This is a genomic window from Pseudomonas sp. St316 (genome assembly GCF_018325905.1).
GTDB lineage: Bacteria > Pseudomonadota > Gammaproteobacteria > Pseudomonadales > Pseudomonadaceae > Aquipseudomonas.
In genome coordinates this window covers 178,767-196,911 of sequence record NZ_AP021901.1, presented here as the reverse complement: position 1 = coordinate 196,911, position 18,145 = coordinate 178,767, and the positions used below count along the sequence as shown (strand labels likewise).

Annotated in this window: 16 protein-coding genes; 7 read left to right on the top strand and 9 right to left on the bottom strand. The window is 61.2% G+C overall.

The features are described from left to right. Positions 1–11: 11 nt before the first annotated feature. The 3 genes from KI237_RS00880 to KI237_RS00870 all read right to left on the bottom strand — a co-directional run bounded on the left by KI237_RS00880 (position 12) and on the right by KI237_RS00870 (position 5,045). Positions 12–2,045, bottom strand: a complete 2,034-nt coding sequence (locus tag KI237_RS00880; protein ID WP_212800530.1) for an ABC transporter permease subunit — start codon at positions 2,043–2,045, stop codon at positions 12–14. Positions 2,046–2,508: 463 nt separating this feature from the next. Further along, positions 2,509–3,507, bottom strand: coding sequence for a phosphate ABC transporter substrate-binding protein PstS (locus tag KI237_RS00875; protein WP_212798411.1), 999 nt, complete (start codon positions 3,505–3,507; stop codon positions 2,509–2,511). Positions 3,508–3,746: 239 nt separating this feature from the next. Then, a complete protein-coding gene (locus KI237_RS00870) occupies positions 3,747–5,045 on the bottom strand; it encodes an MFS transporter (RefSeq protein ID WP_212798410.1) in 1,299 nt (432 codons plus the stop codon). Between the two features lie 374 nt (positions 5,046–5,419). Here KI237_RS00870 and KI237_RS00865 point away from each other — a divergent pair, with 374 nt between their 5' ends. Both KI237_RS00865 and KI237_RS00860 read left to right on the top strand, forming a co-directional pair. After that, positions 5,420–5,824 carry an acyl-CoA thioesterase gene (locus tag KI237_RS00865; RefSeq protein WP_003177184.1) on the top strand — a complete coding sequence of 135 codons (405 nt, stop codon included), beginning with the start codon at positions 5,420–5,422 and terminating at the stop codon, positions 5,822–5,824. Between the two features lie 57 nt (positions 5,825–5,881). Then, positions 5,882–6,781 (top strand): D-hexose-6-phosphate mutarotase, encoded by a 900-nt coding sequence (locus tag KI237_RS00860; RefSeq protein ID WP_212798409.1) that lies wholly within the window; start codon positions 5,882–5,884, stop codon positions 6,779–6,781. 126 nt (positions 6,782–6,907) lie between these two features. On the opposite strand, the gene KI237_RS00855 is transcribed toward KI237_RS00860, so the two are convergent. The 5 genes from KI237_RS00855 to KI237_RS00835 form a co-directional block, all read right to left on the bottom strand. Beyond that, positions 6,908–7,444, bottom strand: a complete 537-nt coding sequence (locus tag KI237_RS00855) for a DUF3299 domain-containing protein (protein ID WP_212798408.1) — start codon at positions 7,442–7,444, stop codon at positions 6,908–6,910. 89 nt (positions 7,445–7,533) lie between these two features. Beyond that, a complete protein-coding gene (locus tag KI237_RS00850; protein WP_003187057.1) occupies positions 7,534–7,779 on the bottom strand; it encodes a GlsB/YeaQ/YmgE family stress response membrane protein in 246 nt (81 codons plus the stop codon). 102 nt (positions 7,780–7,881) lie between these two features. Next, the gene (locus KI237_RS00845; protein ID WP_212798407.1) at positions 7,882–8,967 is read right to left on the bottom strand and encodes a 5-(carboxyamino)imidazole ribonucleotide synthase; all 1,086 of its coding nucleotides are present in this window, start codon (positions 8,965–8,967) and stop codon (positions 7,882–7,884) included. A gap of 12 nt (positions 8,968–8,979) precedes the next feature. After that, positions 8,980–9,471 carry a 5-(carboxyamino)imidazole ribonucleotide mutase gene (gene purE, locus KI237_RS00840; RefSeq protein ID WP_003196369.1) on the bottom strand — a complete coding sequence of 164 codons (492 nt, stop codon included), beginning with the start codon at positions 9,469–9,471 and terminating at the stop codon, positions 8,980–8,982. A 370-nt stretch (positions 9,472–9,841) separates the two neighbouring features. Next, a complete protein-coding gene (locus KI237_RS00835) occupies positions 9,842–10,759 on the bottom strand; it encodes a LysR substrate-binding domain-containing protein (RefSeq protein ID WP_212798406.1) in 918 nt (305 codons plus the stop codon). Positions 10,760–10,939: 180 nt separating this feature from the next. On the opposite strand from KI237_RS00835, the gene aspA reads away from it, so the two are divergent. The 5 genes from aspA (at position 10,940) to KI237_RS00810 (ending at position 17,243) form a co-directional block, all read left to right on the top strand. Beyond that, on the top strand, positions 10,940–12,364 hold the full coding sequence (gene aspA / locus KI237_RS00830) for an aspartate ammonia-lyase (RefSeq protein ID WP_186708252.1): 1,425 nt from the start codon (positions 10,940–10,942) through the stop codon (positions 12,362–12,364). Positions 12,365–12,851: 487 nt separating this feature from the next. Next, positions 12,852–14,303 (top strand): alanine/glycine:cation symporter family protein, encoded by a 1,452-nt coding sequence (locus KI237_RS00825; protein ID WP_212798405.1) that lies wholly within the window; start codon positions 12,852–12,854, stop codon positions 14,301–14,303. A 135-nt stretch (positions 14,304–14,438) separates the two neighbouring features. Continuing rightward, entirely contained in the window at positions 14,439–15,443 is a 1,005-nt protein-coding gene (locus tag KI237_RS00820) for an asparaginase (RefSeq protein ID WP_212798404.1), read from the top strand. A 179-nt stretch (positions 15,444–15,622) separates the two neighbouring features. Beyond that, positions 15,623–16,615 (top strand): AraC family transcriptional regulator, encoded by a 993-nt coding sequence (locus KI237_RS00815; protein WP_212798403.1) that lies wholly within the window; start codon positions 15,623–15,625, stop codon positions 16,613–16,615. Between the two features lie 169 nt (positions 16,616–16,784). Next, positions 16,785–17,243, top strand: a complete 459-nt coding sequence (locus KI237_RS00810) for an REP-associated tyrosine transposase (RefSeq protein WP_212798402.1) — start codon at positions 16,785–16,787, stop codon at positions 17,241–17,243. Between the two features lie 155 nt (positions 17,244–17,398). Here the strand turns inward: KI237_RS00810 and KI237_RS00805 are convergent, their stop codons facing one another. Next, positions 17,399–18,049, bottom strand: a complete 651-nt coding sequence (locus KI237_RS00805; RefSeq protein WP_212798401.1) for an HAD family hydrolase — start codon at positions 18,047–18,049, stop codon at positions 17,399–17,401. Between the last annotated feature and the right edge of the window lie 96 nt (positions 18,050–18,145).

The window sequence follows — 18,145 nt, the reverse complement described above, 5'->3', positions numbered from 1 at the left end:
TTCTACCTTTCTTAAAGCGACGAATATTTCTTGCGCAGACGCTGACGGATCAGCTCGGCGAGGGTGTTCATGACGAAGGTGAACAACAGCAGCACCAAGGCCGACAGGAACAGCACGCGGTAATGGCTGCCGCCAACTTCCGACTCGGGCATCTCCACCGCCACGTTGGCCGCCAGGGTGCGCAAGCCTTCGAACAGGTTCATTTCCATGACCGGGGTGTTACCGGTGGCCATCAGCACGATCATGGTCTCGCCCACCGCGCGGCCCATGCCGATCATCAAGGCCGAGAAGATGCCCGGGCTGGCGGTGAGGATGACCACGCGGGTCATGGTCTGCCACGGCGTGGCACCGAGGGCCAGGGAGCCCAGGGTCAGGCCACGGGGCACGCTGAACACGGCGTCTTCGGCGATGGAGTAGATGTTCGGGATCACCGCGAAGCCCATCGCCAGGCCGACCACCAGGGCGTTACGCTGGTCGTAAGTGATGCCCAGGTCATGGGAGATCCACATGCGCATGTCACCGCCGAAGAACCAGGCCTCCATGTACGGGCTCATGTACAGCGAGAGCCAGCCCACGAACAGGATCACCGGGATCAGCAGGGCGCTTTCCCAACCGTCCGGCACTCTCAGGCGAATGGACTCCGGCAAGCGGCTGAAGACGAAACCGGCCACCAGGATGCCAATCGGCAGCAACATCAGCAGGCTGAAAATACCCGGCAGATGCCCTTCGACGTACGGCGCCAGGAACAGGCCGGCGAAGAAGCCGAGGATCACCGTCGGCATGGCTTCCATCAGTTCGATCACCGGCTTGACCTTGCGGCGCATGCCCGGGGCCATGAAATAGGCGGTGTAGATCGCTGCGGCAACCGCCAGTGGCGCGGCGAGCAGCATCGCGTAGAACGCCGCTTTCAGGGTGCCGAAGGTCAGCGGCGAGAGGCTCAGCTTGGGTTCGAAGTCGGTGTTGGCGGCGGTCGATTGCCAGACGTACTTGGGTTCGTCGTAGTTTTCATACCAGACCTTGCTCCACAACGCGCTCCACGAAACTTCCGGGTGCGGGTTGTCCAGCGTCAGCGGTTGCAGTTTGCCGCCCTGCTCGACGATCAGGCGGTTGGCCCGTGGCGACATGCCGAACAAGCCCTGGCCGTCGACCACCTGGTCCACCAGCAGGGTACGGTGGGCGGTGCTGTGGAATACGCCAAGCTTGCCGGCCGCGTCGAGGGCCACGAAGCCCTTGCGACGCTCTTCGGCGGTGATTTCAACAATCGGCGTGGTGCCCATCTGGAAAGTACGAATCTGTTTGAAACGCAACTCGCCATCCGGATCGCGAGCCATGAACCACTGGGCCAGGCCACCCTTGGAGTCGCCGATGATCAACGAGATCCCGCCCACCAGCTGGGTGGCGGCGGTGACTTGGGCGTCGGCGTTCTCAAGCAGTTTGTAGCGGCCGTTGAGGCTCTTGTCCCGCAGGCTGAACACGTCGGCCTGGGCACGTCCGTTGACCACATACAGCCATTGCTGGCGCGGGTCGACAAAGATGTTCTTCACCGGCTCGGTCATCTGCGGCAGGTCGATGCGGGTCTGCTCGCTGGTGACCTCACCGGTCATCATGTTTTCTTCGCTGGTGAGCGACAGCACTTGCAGCTGGGCACCGCTGGAACCGGCCAGCAGCAGAGTCGAATCGGTGGCGTTGAGGCTGACATGTTCCAGGGCCGCGCCCTGTTCGTTCAACGCGATCGGCGTCTCGCCGTAAGGGTATTCGACGGCAGGCGAGATGGTTTTCTTGCCGTCGGGGTAGGTGACCTTATAGGTGTGACGGAATACCAGGGCTTGGCCGTTGGACAGACCGATTGCCACCAATGGGCTGCCGGGCTGGTCTTTGCCAATGGACGTCACGCTGGCCCCGGCCGGGATCGGCAAGTCGACACGGCGCAGTTCGGCGCCACTGTTGATGTCGAAGAACAGCGCCTGGCCCTTGTCGGAAACACGCATGGCGACTTGGTTCTGTTCTTCGATGGAGATCATCAAGGGCTTACCGGCGTCTTGCATCCAGGCCGGGGTGATCGAGTCCTTGGCGGTCAGGTCCGCGCCCTGGAACAGGGGCAGAACCACGTAGGCCAGGAAGAAGAAGATCAACGTAATGGCAGCGAGGACAGCCAGGCCGCCGACCAGCACGTACCAGCGGGTCAGGCGATCCTTGAGCGCGCGAATACGGCGCTTGCGTTGCAGCTCAGGCGTATTGAAGTCAATGCGCTTGGGAGGGGAAGTCGTAGTCATTGTGGAATTGGCCAGATCATTCATGCGCACACCCTAGCGATCCTGTATGACAGAAAGATGACAATGCAGTGACGCAACAAATCCGCCGCCCGTGGAAACCGGCAGCGGACAGGAAATTGGGCTGTGGGGGCGGGTTAGCCCGCGAAGAGTCGTCAGATTCAACATCAACGTCGACTGACTCATCGCTATCGCGAGCAAGCTCGCTCCCACAGGGGGCCCAGGCTAGGCCGGACCGTTACTGCTTGGCGACGCTGCCGCCTTCCGACAGACCCAGGTCAGCCAGTGCCTTGGCGGCTACTTTGGCTGGCAACGGGATGTAACCGTCCTTGACTACGACTTCCTGGCCTTGCTTGGACAGGACCAGCTTCACGAACTCGGCTTCCAGCGGAGCCAGAGGCTTGTTCGGTGCTTTGTTGACGTAAACGTAGAGGAAGCGCGACAGCGGGTACTTGCCGTTCAGGGCGTTTTCTTCGGTGTCTTCGATGAACTCAGTGCTGCCTTTCTTGGCCAGGGCCACGGTCTTCACGCTGGCGGTCTTGTAGCCGATGCCCGAGTAACCAACGCCGTTCAGCGAAGAGCTGATCGACTGCACGACCGAAGCCGAGCCTGGTTGTTCGTTGACGTTTGGCTTGTAGTCGCCTTTGCACAGGGCTTCTTCCTTGAAGTAGCCATAGGTGCCGGATACCGAGTTACGACCGAACAGCTGGACCGGCTTGTTGGCCAGGTCACCGGTCACGCCCAGGTCGCCCCAGGTTTTCACGTCGGCTTTAGCGCCGCACAGGCGAGTGGACGAGAAGATCGCATCGACCTGTTCCATGGTCAGGTGCTGGATCGGGTTGTCCTTGTGTACGAATACCGCCAGGGCGTCCACGGCAACCGGGATAGCGGTGGGCTTGTAGCCGTACTTCTGTTCGAAGGCTTGCAGCTCGTTGTCCTTCATCTTGCGGCTCATCGGGCCCAGGTTGGCGGTGCCTTCGGTGAGTGCGGGCGGCGCGGTGGAGGAACCGGCGGCCTGAATCTGGATGTTTACGTTCGGGTATTCCTTCTTGTAGTTCTCGGCCCACAAGGTCATCAGGTTCGCCAGGGTATCGGAGCCGACGCTGGACAGGTTGCCCGACACACCAGTGGTCTTGGTGTAGCTCGGGATCGCAGGGTCAACAGCGGCAACCGCGTTGGCAGTCGCAACGCCAGCAGCGACAAAAGTCATTGCCGCCATCAAACGCTTCAGTTTCATGCCTTACTCCTAGCAGATAGGGTGTGTTAAGTCGGCCAAGTATCGGTAAGCCGTGTGAACACTCTATGGCTGAAATATGACAATTGGATGAAAGGCCAGCATCGAGTTTTACAAGATGATTCATGTGGCCCCAATCGCGAGCAAGCTCGCTCCCACATGGATTCTGCGTTCACCGCAAATCCCCTGTGGGAGCGAGCTTGCTCGCGATGAGGCCAGTGCGGTCAGTGAAAGATTCGACCCTAGCGCCCCTTCTTCCAAAGATAACCGCCCACCACAACCCCGATCCCACAGATGGCCGCCACGTAATACGCCGGCCCCATCGAGCTCTCTTTCAACAGAAGGGTCACGATCATCGGCGTCAACCCGCCGAAGATTGCATAAGCCAGGTTGTAGGAGAACGACAAGCCGCTGAAGCGCACCACGGCCGGAAACGCATTGACCATGACATAAGGCACCGCGCCGATGGTACCCACCAGCAGGCCACTCAACGCATAGAGCGGGAACAGCCACTCGGGGTGGTCGAACAGGCAGTGGTAGAAGGTCCAGAACGTGATCAGCAGCAAACCGCTACCGAAGACAAACACCCGGCCAGCACCAAAACGGTCGGCCAGCACACCTGCACCGATGCAACCGAAACTCAGGAACACGATCGCCAGGCTGTTGGCCTGCAACGCGGTGGTCGGACTGAAGTGGTACACCGCCTGCAGCACGGTCGGTGTCATCAGGATGACCACAATGACGCCGGCCGACAGCAGCCAGGTCAACAGCATGGAAATGGCGATGGCACCGCGATGATCACGCAGCACGGCCCGCAGCGGCACTTCCTCGGCCAGGGCCTTGCGCAGTTGCAGCTCGGCGAACACCGGGGTTTCGTGCAACCAGCGTCGCAGATACACCGAAAACAGCCCGAACACGCCACCCAGCAGGAAGGGGATCCGCCAGGCGTAATCGGCCACTTCCACCGGTGTATAAAGGCTGTTGATCGCCGTGGCGACCAGCGAACCCAACAAAATCCCCGCCGTCAGGCCGCAGGTCAACGTGCCGCAGGCATAGCCGATGTGGCGCGCCGGAACGTGTTCGGAAACGAATACCCAGGCGCCCGGCACTTCCCCGCCGATGGCCGCGCCCTGGATCACCCGCATCAGCAACAGCAGGATGGGCGCCCACATGCCGATCTGTGCATAAGTGGGCAGCAGGCCCATGATCAGGGTCGGCACCGCCATCATGAAAATGCTCAGGGTGAACATCTTCTTGCGCCCCAGCAGGTCGCCGAAGTGGGCCATGACGATCCCGCCCAGCGGCCGGGCCAGGTAACCGGCGGCAAAAATGCCGAACGTCTGCATCAAGCGCAGCCACTCGGGCATTTCGGCAGGGAAGAACAATTTGCCGACCACGGTGGCAAAGAACACGAAAATGATGAAATCGTAGAACTCCAGCGCACCGCCCAAGGCAGAAAGCGACAGGGTCTTGTAATCGTTACGGGTCAATGGACGTGCAGGTTGTGCGGGCGTCGCCGTGCTCGAAGGCGCAGTGGTCATGGCAAGGGCTTCTCTTATAGTCGGTTCTGCAACCCTGGCAACGGGTTGGGGGCCTGGGCAGGTCCGGCACGATAGCAAATTGTTCGAAAAAGCACATAGAGGTGTGCATTTGATAGTCAAAATCAGAACCGAGTGGTCGTCTCGACGTCTATCGCCCGATATACTCGCAACCTTGCAGTACTCTGTAAGGGGTTGCTGTGCGAAAACGTCGTTGGTGGCGTAGTACCAGAACCAGCCGGTTTCGCAGAGTTTCCCTTTGGCACGCCTTTACGAAAAACGTGACGAACGCAGCATGTTCGGGCTGAATCGTTTTTTACAAAGACGGCTATTCACCTGAAGTACAAGACAGCGTTACGGGTCAGAGGCCCCCCGGCATGATAGAGCTCGAACAAGAAGATCCAATCCCGCAAGGCGACCTGGCCCTGCAAATCACCGCGCTCCCTCGCGAGACCAACGGCTTCGGCGATATTTTCGGCGGCTGGCTGGTGTCCCAGATGGACCTGGCTGGCACTGCCATGGCCAGTAAAGTGGCGGGCGGACGCGTGGCCACCGTGGCGATCGATCGCATGGCGTTCCTCGTGCCGGTAGCAGTGGGGGCGCAGCTTTCCTTTTATACCCAGGCGCTGGAAATCGGCCGCAGTTCGATTCAGATGATGGTCGAAGTCTGGAGCGACGACCCGCTGTCCAGTGAATGGCGCAAGGTGACCGAGGCGGTATTTGTCTTCGTCGCCATCGACGGCAGCGGTCGCACCCGCTCGGTTCCGCCGCGCGCCCGTTAAACACGGCGGCCGTTTTGCGGTCCATTGCAGTCCCTGTTCCCGAGCGAGATTTGCAACATGCCTACGCCCAACGTCGAAGCCGTCAAACTGGATGAACTGAACGCCTGGCGCATCCGCCACGGTCAGGCCGAGTTGCTGGTGGCCCAACAAGGCGCGCATATCCTCAGTTATCAAGTGGACGGTCAGCCGCCGCTGATCTGGCTAAACGACCAGGCCACGTTCAAGGCCGGCAAGAGCATTCGCGCGGGCGTGCCGGTGTGCTGGCCGTGGTTCGGCAACCTGACGCGCAACCCCGACAGCGTCCAGGCCATGCGCGTAAGCAACGACCCGGCCACCGCCCACGGCCTGGTGCGGGCGATGGATTGGGAGTTGAAGGGCATCGAAGCCGAAGGCGAAAGCCTCAAGGTGGAATTCGTGCTGCCCTACCCCGAGAATGGCCTTGCGGGCTGGCCTCACCAAGTCGACCTGACGCTGGCCATCGTGATGGACGAGCAACTGCACATCCGTCTCACCAGCCATAACCGTGGCAGCGAAACCGTCAGCCTCAGCCAGGCGCTGCACAGCTACTTTGCCGTGAGCGACGTGCGCAACGTGCAGGTTGAAGGGGTCGATGGCTTGAGCTACATCGAGACCCTGGACGACTGGAAAACCGTCATCCAGGCCGGCAACCTGCATTTCGGCGGCGAGACCGACCGCATCTACCTCGATACCCCGCCAAAGTTGAGCATCATTGACCCGCAGTGGGCACGCCGGATCGAGCTGACCAGCAGCGGTTCGCGCTCGGCGGTGATCTGGAACCCCTGGACCGAACGCGCCAAGGCCTTCAGCGACATGGCCGACGATGGCTGGCAGCACATGCTGTGCATCGAGACGGCGAATGTGATGGACGATGTGGTGACGTTGTTGCCGCAGGCCAGCCATACCTTGGGTGTGAGCATCGGCAGCAAGCCGCTCTAACACACACTGAAAATCCCCATGTGGGAGCGAGCCTGCTCGCGATAGCGGTGTATCAGTCAATGCAAATATTGACTGTCGGTCCGCTATCGCGAGCAGGCTCGCTCCCACAGTGGACTCGTACCAGACCTACAAATCCGCCTCCTGCACCACCCTCACCTTCTCCGCCTCCAGCGCATACGCCGCACTCGCCAGATCGTTGTCGACCTTTTCGATCTTCAGCGTGCCGGTCACCCACAGCGGTGTATAGATGTCGTCCAGCTTCAGGCCCTTGGGATAGCGCACCAGCACCAACTGATTAGGCGGCGGTGGCGGGACGTGGATGCAGGCGCCAGGGTAAGGCACCAGGAAAAACAGCGTGCTGCGGCCCTTGGCGTCGCTTTCCAGCGGCACCGGATAACCGCCGATGCGGATGTGCTTGTCGTTCATCGCCGCCACGGTCTTGGTCGAATACATCACCGCCGGCAAGCCTTTGCTTTGCTTCAAGCCACCTTTTTCGGTGAAGGTGCCGTTGGCTTCGGGGGAGTCGTGGTCGATCTCGGGCATGGCCTCGAGGGCTTTCTGGTCCGACTTGGGCATCAGTTCGAGCCAGTCGGTTTCCGGCAGTTCGCCAGCGTGGGCCAGGCCACTGCCCAGCAATAGAAGGGTCAACACTAGACGGCGCATGAAGGGGCTCGGCAATAAAGGAGTGGTGAAACGCCGGGCATTCTAGCCCCCCGCGCGCGCCGCGAGCAGGGGGCTTTGTCGCATTTGGATCAGTTTCTCTTGATCAGGCCGTAGATCACCAGCAACACGATCGCGCCCACCAGGGCCCCAATGAAACCTGCGCCTTGGCCGGCCTGGTAGATGCCCAGGGCCTGGCCGCCGTAGGTGGCTGCCAACGAACCGCCGATACCGAGCAGGATGGTCATGATCCAGCCCATGCTGTCATCGCCCGGTTTCAGGAAGCGTGCCAGCAGGCCAACGATCAAGCCGATAAAAATGGTTCCGATGATTCCCATGGCATTTCCCTCTGGTTGGATAGCTATGCCAAAGCCTAGTCAGACTTTGGCACTTAGCCATGAGAGAGATTAGCCGACGAATGGTTCCACCGCTGTTTCAGATTATTGCTCGGCGATCAACGTCTCGACCTTGATGATCTGCTGGGCCAGCGTGGCACGGTCGGCGCAGCGCAGGTTGGCGTGGCCGACCTTGCGCCCGGCCTTGAACGCCTTGCCATAGTGATGCAAATGGCAGTCAGCGATCGACAGGACTTTCTCGCCGTCCGGCACCTTGCCGATGAAGTTGAGCATCGCGCTCTCACCGACCTTGGCGGTCGACCCCAGCGGCAGCCCGGCGACCGCCCGCAGGTGGTTTTCGAACTGGCTGCACTCGGCGCCTTCGGTGGTCCAGTGCCCGGAGTTGTGTACCCGAGGGGCGATTTCGTTGGCCTTGAGGCCACCGTCCACTTCAAAGAACTCGAACGCCATCACGCCGACATAGTCGAGCTGCTTGAGCACGCGGCTGGAATAATCCTCGGCCAAGGCCTGCAACGGATGGTCGGTGCTGGCGACGGACAGCTTGAGGATGCCGTCCTTGTGCGTGTTGTGCACCAGAGGATAGAAACGGATTTCACCGTCACGGGCACGCACGGCGATCAGCGAGACTTCCCCGGTGAACGGCACGAAGCCTTCCAGCAGGCAGCCCACGCTGCCGAGTTCGGCGAAGGTACCGACCACGTCTTCAGGCTTGCGCAGGACTTTCTGGCCCTTGCCGTCGTAACCCAGGGTCCGGGTCTTGAGCACGGCCGGCAGGCCGATGGCGGCAACGGCAGCGTCCAGGTCGGCCTGGGACTGGATGTCGGCGAACGCTGGCGTGGGGATGCCCAGGTCCTTGAACATGTTCTTTTCGAACCAGCGATCACGGGCGATCCGCAAGGCTTCGGCGCTCGGGTAGACCGGGACGAACTGGGACAGGAAGGCCACGGTTTCGGCCGGGACGCTTTCGAACTCGAAGGTCACCAGGTCAACTTCATCAGCCAATTGACGCAGGTGATCCTGGTCGCCGTAGTCGGCCCGCAGGTGTTCACCCAGTGCCGCGGCGCAGGCGTCCGGCGCCGGGTCCAGGAAAGCGAAGTTCATCCCCAGCGGTGTACCTGCCAGGGCCAACATGCGGCCCAACTGGCCGCCACCGATTACACCGATCTTCATTCGTCAACAACCTCAGGCAATGCGTGGGTCTGGATTGTCCAGGACGCTGTCTGTCTGCTCAGCGCGGAATTTTTTCAGCACGGTATGAAATTGTGGGTGCTTGGCGCCCAGGATGCTCGCCGACAGCAGGGCTGCGTTGATCGCGCCGGCCTTGCCGATGGCCAGGGTCGCGACCGGAATGCCGGCCGGCATCTGCACGATCGACAGCAACGAATCGACGCCCGAGAGCATCGAAGACTGGACCGGCACGCCCAGCACCGGCAGATGGGTCTTGGCCGCACACATGCCTGGCAAATGGGCGGCGCCACCGGCACCGGCGATGATCACCTCGATGCCACGCGCCTCGGCCTCTTCGGCGTACTGGAACAGCAGGTCCGGGGTACGGTGGGCAGAGACCACTTTCACCTCGTAAGGGATGCCGAGCTTTTCCAGCATATCGGCGGTGTGGCTAAGGGTGGACCAATCGGACTTGGAGCCCATGATCACGCCAACCAGTGCACTCATCGTCGTGCCTCTTCTCTCTGGGCGCCCGCAGGCGCGTCAAAAAACAACAAGCCACGCAGGAAACCGGCGTGGCTTGTTGTACGAATGATGGTCGGGCGAACCGACCGAAGGCCGGGCAGTATACCGAAAATGGTGCGTTAAACGCACTTTCGCCGACCATCTGTCATTTGCGATGAAGTGGCGGTTTTATTGACTCCAAGGTCAGCAGAACTACGACACTAATCCCTGTGGGAGCGTGCTTGCTCGCGATAGCGGTAGGCCAGTCAATGCCACGGTGAATGTCAGGCCGCCATCGCGAGCAAGCTCGCTCCCACAAGGGCTCGGTGATGACCCTGATTCAGCGGCATCCCACAAGGGGATCTGCGCTGCATCAGAGTCCGGCGGCGCCCTGCACCACGCCACCTTCGAGCTTGCGCCACAACAACCGCACATTGGCCTTGCGTACCAAGGCGCAGCGGTAAAGACGGATCTCCAACGGCACGTGCCACTGCGTGCCGCCGCAGATCACCAGTTCACCCCGGGCCAGTTCGGCGCGTACGCTCAGGTGCGGCACCCAGGCGATGCCCAGGCCTTCCAGGGCCATGCTTTTCAGGCTGTCGGCCATGGCCGTTTCGTAGATCGTGGTGAAACGCAGCGCCCGCTGGCGCAACAACTGGTTGACCGAACGCCCGAGGAATGCCCCGGCACTGTAGGCCAGCAGCGGCACGCTGGCCTCGCCTTCAAGGTCGAACAGCGGATTGCCGCTGGCATCGGCGGCGCACACCGGCAGCATCTCGGTCTGGCCCAGGTGCAGCGACGGGAAGATCTCCGGGTCCATCTGCATGGCCGAGTCCGGATCGTAGAAGGCCAGCATCAGGTCGCAGCCGCCTTCACGCAAGGCGTGGACGGCATCACCGACGTTGGTCGCCACCAGCCGCGTGGCGATGTTCATCCCTTCGTTGCGCAGTTGCGCGATCCAGCGCGGGAAAAAGCCCAGCGCCAGGGAGTGGGCGGCGGCCACTTGTATGACTTCGCCCTGCCCGCCCTCCAGGTGATGCAAATGACGCAGCACTTCACCCAACTGCTCAACCACCGTGCGCGCCGTCACCAGGAACAACTGCCCCGCCGCCGTCAGCTCGACAGGCGTGCGCGAACGATTGACCAGGGTCAGCCCCAGCGCCGCCTCCAGGCTGCGGATTCGCCGGCTGAACGCCGGTTGCGTCACGAAGCGCCGCTCGGCCGCCTGGGAGAAACTGCGGGTAGCAGCCAGGGCACTGAAGTCCTCAAGCCATTTGCTTTCAAGATTCATCACGTCCTCCCTTACACGCACCAAAACAGGTCACACGCTCGTCGCACCGCCGACGTCACACCCACATTATGCCGAATATGCATAGGCCAGTGTTTAACAGCATTGGCCCTATTTTTTTCGAGAGCCTAGGATTCACAGCGTTCCGGCTCAGACCGGGTCCTTATCGAGATGATTTCCATCATGTCCTCCGCTGCATCATTCCGCACTGAAAAAGACCTGCTTGGCGTACTCGAAGTACCGGCGCAAGCGTATTACGGCATCCAGACCCTACGAGCGGTAAACAACTTCCGTCTCTCGGGCGTCCCGATCTCGCATTACCCTAAGCTGGTGGTCGGTCTGGCAATGGTCAAACAGGCCGCCGCTGACGCCAACCGCGAACTGGGCCAGCTCAGCGAAGCCAAGCACGCCGCCATCAGTGAAGCCTGTGCACGATTGATCCGCGGCGATTTCCACGAAGAATTCGTGGTGGACATGATCCAGGGCGGCGCCGGCACGTCGACCAACATGAACGCCAACGAAGTCATCGCCAACATCGCGCTGGAGGCCATGGGCCACCAGAAAGGCGAGTACCAGTACCTGCACCCCAACAACGACGTGAACATGGCGCAGTCCACCAACGACGCCTACCCGACCGCGATCCGCCTGGGTCTGCTGTTGGGCCACGACGCGTTGCTGGCTAGCCTCGACAGCCTGATCCAGGCGTTCGCGGCCAAAGGTGAAGAATTCAGCCACGTCCTGAAAATGGGCCGCACCCAGCTGCAAGACGCCGTGCCGATGACCCTCGGCCAGGAATTCCGTGCCTTCGCCACCACCCTGAGCGAAGACCTGGCGCGCCTGAAAACCCTGGCGCCTGAACTGCTCACCGAAGTGAACCTGGGCGGCACCGCCATCGGCACCGGCATCAATGCCGACCCGCGCTACCAGGCCCTGGCCGTACAGCGCCTGGCGACCATCAGCGGCCAGCCGCTGGTTCCAGCCGCCGACCTGATCGAAGCCACCTCCGACATGGGCGCCTTCGTGCTGTTCTCCGGCATGCTCAAGCGCACTGCGGTCAAGCTGTCGAAGATCTGCAACGACCTGCGCCTGCTGTCCAGCGGCCCACGCACCGGCATCAACGAAATCAACCTGCCGGCCCGCCAGCCAGGCAGCTCGATCATGCCCGGCAAGGTCAACCCGGTGATCCCGGAAGCGGTCAACCAGGTGGCATTCCAGATTATCGGCAACGACCTGGCCCTGACCATCGCGGCCGAAGGCGGCCAACTGCAACTGAACGTGATGGAACCGCTGATCGCTTTCAAGATCTTCGACTCGATCCGCCTGCTGCAACGGGCCATGGACATGCTGCGCGAGCACTGCATCGTCGGCATCACCGCCAACGAAGCGCGCTGCCGTGAACTGGTCGAGCATTCGATCGGCCTGGTCACCGCCCTGAACCCGTACATCGGCTATGAAAACGCCACCCGCATCGCCCGTATTGCCCTGGAAAGTGGCCGCGGCGTGCTGGAACTGGTGCGCGAAGAAGGCTTGCTCGACGACGCCATGCTCGACGACATCCTGCGCCCGGAAAACATGATTGCTCCGCGTCTGGTCCCGCTCAAAGCGTGATCGACGCAACCACCGCTCACCAGGTCGAGGGACTAGACACCTCTCACCTTTTGAGGGCTTGGGGATCTTCCCCAAGCCCTTTTTTTAATTGATAGCAGCAAAGGATGACTGAATCTGTGGGAAGGAACCTGCTCGCGATAAACGACGACGCGCTGCCCGTTGTAAACCGCGTCGCCAGCCAATACGAGCAGGCTAGCGCCCACAATAACCTGACCGAAAGGCCAGGTGTTTCAAAGGTTTCGTTTCGTCGGACGCACCACAACTGTGCAGACGGGCACCGCACTGATAGGTATAGTGCCGCCCCTCTTCGCATGAGTGGTCGTCTGCAACGTGACCCTTAAACATGCGAAAACCGAACTAATAACAACCCGCGAAAATGGACCGGGACGAAACATCGCCTCACCTGTTGGGCCGCGCGCCGACCGATGTAACGCGATATTTCCAAATGGCCAGCATTTGCTTAAACAAAAAACAGCGAGGAATACTCATGCTTGAAGTCATCAACGACTTCCTCTCAGGGAAAGTGCTGATCGTGCTCATTGTCGGGCTCGGGAGCTACTTCACGATCCGCTCGCGTTTCGTCCAGTTCCGTCATTTCTTTCATATGTTCTCGGTGTTCCGTGACAGCCTGAAAAGCAGCACTGACCAGCTCAGTTCCTTCCAGGCCCTGATGCTCAGCCTGGCCGGTCGTGTCGGCGCGGGCAACATCGCCGGTGTCGGCATCGCCGTGACCCTCGGCGGTCCTGGTGCGGTGTTCTGGATGTGGGTGACCGCCCTGGTCGGCATGTCCAGCAGCTTCTTCGAATGCTCCCTCGGCCAGCTCTACAAGCGCTGCGACTCCGAAGGCCAGTACCGTGGCGGCCCGTCCTACTACATCCAGCACGGCCTGCAAAAACGCTGGTTGGGCATGATCATGGCGCTCCTGCTGCTGGTCACCTTCGGCTTCGCCTTCAACGGCCTGCAAGCCCACGCGGTCACCCATTCCCTGAACAACGCCTTTGGCTTGGACACCACCTACACCGGCCTGGGCCTGGCAGTGCTGCTGGGCCTGGTGTTCATCGGTGGGATCAAGCGTATCGCCAGGGTTGCCGACCTGCTGGTACCGGTCAAGACCCTGGCGTATATCGCCGTGACCATCTACGTGATCGTGCTGCAGTTCGACCACGTACCGGCCATGCTGGCGACCATCGTCAAGAGCGCCTTCGGTCTGGACCAGGCCTTTGGCGGCCTGATCGGCAGCGCCATCGTCATGGGCGTCAAACGTGGCGTGTTCGCCAACGAAGCCGGCCTGGGCAGTGCGCCTAACGTGGCCGCCGTAGCCTCGGTCGAGCACCCGGTAGCCCAGGGCGTGGTACAGGCGTTCAGCGTGTTCCTGGACACGTTCGTGATCTGCACCTGCACCGCGCTGCTGATCCTGCTGTCGGGCTTCTACACCCCAGGCTTCGAAGGCGACGGCATTGCCCTGACCCAGAACTCCCTGGCAGCCGTAGTGGGTGACTGGGGCCGGGTATTCATCTCCGTGGCCTTGTCCTTGTTCGTGTTCACCTCGATCCTCTACAACTACTACCTGGGCGAAAACAACCTGCGCTTCATACTGGGTGAAAACCGCAAGGCCCTGATCGCCTACCGCGCGCTGGTCCTGGTCCTGATTTTCTGGGGCGCCATCGAAAACCTCGGCACCGTGTTCGCCTTTGCCGACATCACCATGACCCTGCTGGCGTTCGTGAACCTGATCGCGCTGTTCCTGCTGTTCAAGGTCGGCATGCGCATCCTGCGTGACTACGATGACCAGCGCTCGGCCGGTATCAAGACTCCAGTCTTCGACTCCAGCAAGTTCCCGGACCTGGACCTGGACCGCAAGGCTTGGCCAGCCACCCCTTCGGCGCCGGTTGCCAAACCTGACACCGCTGTTGCTGGTGCGACTGCAGCGCAACGCTGATCGGTCATAAGCTGTTCGGAAAAAATCGGGCGCATCCCCTGCGCCCGGCGTGACACAGCGTAAGGTCGGCGTCATGCTCGACCTTACGCTGTGGCGGCTAACCCAAGCTGCCGTTTTCGTCTTCGGAGAACAACCATGAATTCCACGACCTACCCTGGCGCCCAGCACGTCATGGTGCTCTACACTGGCGGCACCATCGGCATGCAGGCCAGCGCCCACGGCCTGGCCCCGGCATCCGGTTTCGAAGCGCGGATGCGCGATTACCTGCACAGCCAACCCGAACTCGTCGTACCGCAATGGCGCTTCCGGGAAATGTCACCGCTGATCGACAGCGCCAACATGACCCCGGCCTACTGGCAGCAACTGCGCGAAGCGGTGGTCGATGCCGTGGATGTGCAGGGCTGCGACAGCGTACTGATCCTGCACGGTACCGACACTCTGGCCTACAGCGCCGCGGCGATGAGTTTCCAACTGCTGGGCCTGCATGCGCGGGTCTGCTTCACCGGTTCCATGCTGCCCGCCGGCGTGACCGACAGCGACGCCTGGGAAAACCTCAGCGGCGCGCTGGTCGCCCTTGGCCAGGGTCTGGCGCCAGGCGTGCACCTGTACTTCCACGGTGAACTGCTGGCACCAACCCGTTGCGCGAAAGTGCGCAGCTTCGGTCGCCACCCGTTCAAGCGCCTCGAACGCCAGGGCGGCGGCGTCAAAGCCTCCTCGCTGCCGGCGCAGTTGAATTACAACCAGCCCAAGCACCTGGCGAACATCGCCGCGCTGCCGCTGTTTCCCGGCATCAGTGCCGAGATCCTGGACGGCCTGCTGGGCAGCGGCATCCAGGGCCTGGTGCTGGAGTGCTATGGCAGCGGCACCGGGCCGAGCGACAACCCGGCCTTCCTCGCCAGCCTCGAGCGGGCGCGGGACAGCGGCGTGGTGGTCGTGGCGGTGACCCAATGCCATGAAGGTGGTGTCGAGCTGGACGTGTATGAGGCTGGCAGCCGCTTGCGCGGCGTCGGCGTGCTGTCCGGCGGCGGCATGACCCGTGAAGCCGCGTTCGGCAAGTTGCAGGCGTTGATTGGCGCCGGGCTGCCGGTGGAAGAGGTTCGGCGGCTGGTAGAGCTGGACCTGTGTGGCGAGCTGAGCTGACACACCTGCACCACCTGTGGGAGCGAGCTTGCTCGCGATAGCGGCAGGACATTCAATTTGATGTTCCCAATAGTAGGCAGCCATCGCGAGCAAGCTCCCCCAGGTGTTTCATTGAGCGTCCGATTTTCACCCGGCATGTAACTTGCTCCGTCTCCAGCTTCCCCAGGCTGGAAACGGACATGCTTCATTCCCACCTCACCACCCTCAACGCCGTCTCTCTGGTACTGAGCACCTTCAAGCACCAAGGGCTGCCCAGTGAGGCATTGCTGGCCGGCAGCGGCATCAGCGCGGCGGACCTGAGCCGGGCCGATACACGCATCACCACCAACCAGGAGATGCAGGTCTGCGCCAACGCCGTGGCTCTCAAGCGCGACATCGGCCTGGAACTGGGCCTGCGCATGCACGTTTCGTCCTACGGGATGCTCGGCTATGCGCTGCTCACCAGTGCCACCTTAGGTGACGCCTTGCGCCTGGCGCTGCGCTATCCGGCGCTATTGGGAACACTCTTCGAACTGAACCTGGACGATGACGGCCAGTGCATCTGGTTCAGCGCCAGCGATTATCGGGAGAATCCGGCCCTGGCAGTGTTCAATGCCGAGTTCTGCATGGTTTCGCTGAGGGTAATCTGTAACGACCTCCTTGGTCATGTACTGCCCTTGCATGCGGCACGCTTCGAACATCCGGCGCCCGATTACCAGGCGCGCTACGCAGCGCTCTTCGATTGCCCGGTGCGCTTTGGCAGCGTCGATAATGCGTTCGCTTTCGAGCGTCACTGGCTCGACCAACCCTTGCCCCTGGCCGACCCCATCACCCATCACGCCATGGCCGAACGCTGCCGCCGGCAGAACACCGAATTCACCGGACGCCAGGCCTGGCTGGGGCGGATCCGCCAGTTGCTCGATGCCCAACTGGACGCCGCCCCCGGACTGGAAGGCCTCGCCGAACAAATGAACTGCTCGGCCCGCACCTTGCGGCGCCACCTCAAGGACCTGGGCTGCAGCTACCAGGAACTGCTGGACGAACTGCGCTTCGAACGGGCCAAGCAGATGCTCTGCGAGGACCAATTGCCGATCTATCGAATCGCCGAACGACTGGGCTTCAGCGAAACCGCCAGCTTCCGCCATGCCTTCGTGCGCTGGAGTGGGGTAGCGCCGAGCCAGTTCAGGGCCTGACGCCACCCCCCTGTGGCGAGGGAGCTTGATCCTTAAAGACCAGCTCTGTGGGAGCAAGGCTTGCCCGCGATGGTGTCTGCCCAGACACATTCTGCTCCAACATTCCAATGTCGGATCCGTTGCAGCTGTCCTAGCCTTGAGACAAAGGACAGATCAAGGAGGATCACTTATGACAACACTGCCTCACTCCAATCAATTGCGTTTCGGGCGTTATTCGCAGTCTGGGCAAATCTATTTGCTGACAGTGAATACGCGCGACCGCGAACCGTTTTTTAGTCGCTTCGAGACAGGGCGCTTGGTGGTTGATGCCTTTCGGAAGGCCCAGCAAGAGCAATTTGCCCACTCGTTAGCCTGGGTGGTGATGCCGGACCATTTTCACTGGCTGATCGAATTGCAGGGTATAGGACTCTCCAAACTGATAGCGCGAACGAAGTCTCGGACCACAGTTGTCTTCAATCGATTGATGCAGCGGGAAGGCTCGCTTTGGCAGGATGGGTTCCATGACCGGGCCATTCGAAAGGAGGAAGAGTTACAAAAAGTCGCGCGATACATCGTGGCAAACCCGTTGCGGGCCGGTTTAGTTACGAAAATTGGGGACTATCCCTTGTGGGACGCGATATGGGTCTGACTCGATTCAAGCTGCGTCCACGATCGCCTCATCGCGGGCAAGCCTTGCTCCCACAGAGCAACACCTTGAGTGCTATGAAGAGCAGGCTTGCTCCCTCAAAAAAGCAACATCTGGAATGCCTGTGGGAGCAAGGCTTGCCCGCGATAGCAATATGACTAACGCCGCAAAAACGCCTGATGCAACGCATCCACCGTCTCGAAGTGATACGCCGGGCCCTCGGCGCTGAGTTCTTCATGACTGCCAAACCCATATCCCACCGCCGCCGCATCCAAGCCATTGCTGTGGGCGCCGATCAGGTCGTGTTTGCGGTCGCCGATCATCAGGGTATTGGCTGGGTCGAGGCCTTCTTCGGCCAGTAGGTGGGCGATCAGCTCGACTTTATTGGTGCGGGTGCCGTCCAGTTCGCTGCCGTAGATCACCTTGAAGTGCTGGGCGAAGTCGAAGTGGCGGGCGATTTCCCGGGCGAAGACCCAGGGTTTGGAGGTGGCGATGTACAACTGGCGCCCTTGGCCGTCCAAGGTTTCCAGCAGTGGCATCACGCCGTCGAAGACACGATTTTCGTATAAGCCGGTGACCTTGAAGCGTTCACGATAGAAGTTCACCGCCTCCCAGGCCTTCGCCTCGTCGAAGTCGTAAAACTGCATGAAGGCCTGCAACAGCGGTGGGCCGATGAAATGCTCAAGGCGGGTCAGGTCGGGTTCGTCGATGCCCAGTTTGCTCAAGGCGAACTGGATCGAACGGGTAATGCCCTCGCGCGGGTCGGTGAGGGTGCCGTCGAGGTCGAAGAGTACAGTCTGGTAGTGCATGGCAATTCCTGGAAGTCATTGGGGCTGCTGTGCAGCCCAGCGGGAGCAAGCTCCCTCGCCACGATGAATCAAACAAGGAAGGACAGTGACGAACCT

What these genes read in the sequence shown, in the direction of transcription:
- KI237_RS00825 (WP_212798405.1), top strand. Translation starts at nt 12,852, where the DNA reads ATGCTTGAAGTCATCAACGACTTCCTCTCAGGGAAAGTGCTGATCGTG.
- KI237_RS00860 (WP_212798409.1), top strand. Translation starts at nt 5,882, where the DNA reads ATGCCTACGCCCAACGTCGAAGCCGTCAAACTGGATGAACTGAACGCC.
- aspA (WP_186708252.1), top strand. Translation starts at nt 10,940, where the DNA reads ATGTCCTCCGCTGCATCATTCCGCACTGAAAAAGACCTGCTTGGCGTA.
- KI237_RS00805 (WP_212798401.1), bottom strand. Translation starts at nt 18,049, where the DNA reads ATGCACTACCAGACTGTACTCTTCGACCTCGACGGCACCCTCACCGAC.
- KI237_RS00820 (WP_212798404.1), top strand. Translation starts at nt 14,439, where the DNA reads ATGAATTCCACGACCTACCCTGGCGCCCAGCACGTCATGGTGCTCTAC.
- KI237_RS00865 (WP_003177184.1), top strand. Translation starts at nt 5,420, where the DNA reads ATGATAGAGCTCGAACAAGAAGATCCAATCCCGCAAGGCGACCTGGCC.
- KI237_RS00845 (WP_212798407.1), bottom strand. Translation starts at nt 8,967, where the DNA reads ATGAAGATCGGTGTAATCGGTGGCGGCCAGTTGGGCCGCATGTTGGCC.
- purE (WP_003196369.1), bottom strand. Translation starts at nt 9,471, where the DNA reads ATGAGTGCACTGGTTGGCGTGATCATGGGCTCCAAGTCCGATTGGTCC.
- KI237_RS00850 (WP_003187057.1), bottom strand. Translation starts at nt 7,779, where the DNA reads ATGGGAATCATCGGAACCATTTTTATCGGCTTGATCGTTGGCCTGCTG.
- KI237_RS00810 (WP_212798402.1), top strand. Translation starts at nt 16,785, where the DNA reads ATGACAACACTGCCTCACTCCAATCAATTGCGTTTCGGGCGTTATTCG.
- KI237_RS00870 (WP_212798410.1), bottom strand. Translation starts at nt 5,045, where the DNA reads ATGACCACTGCGCCTTCGAGCACGGCGACGCCCGCACAACCTGCACGT.
- KI237_RS00880 (WP_212800530.1), bottom strand. Translation starts at nt 2,045, where the DNA reads ATGCAAGACGCCGGTAAGCCCTTGATGATCTCCATCGAAGAACAGAAC.
- KI237_RS00855 (WP_212798408.1), bottom strand. Translation starts at nt 7,444, where the DNA reads ATGCGCCGTCTAGTGTTGACCCTTCTATTGCTGGGCAGTGGCCTGGCC.
- KI237_RS00815 (WP_212798403.1), top strand. Translation starts at nt 15,623, where the DNA reads ATGCTTCATTCCCACCTCACCACCCTCAACGCCGTCTCTCTGGTACTG.
- KI237_RS00835 (WP_212798406.1), bottom strand. Translation starts at nt 10,759, where the DNA reads ATGAATCTTGAAAGCAAATGGCTTGAGGACTTCAGTGCCCTGGCTGCT.
- KI237_RS00875 (WP_212798411.1), bottom strand. Translation starts at nt 3,507, where the DNA reads ATGAAACTGAAGCGTTTGATGGCGGCAATGACTTTTGTCGCTGCTGGC.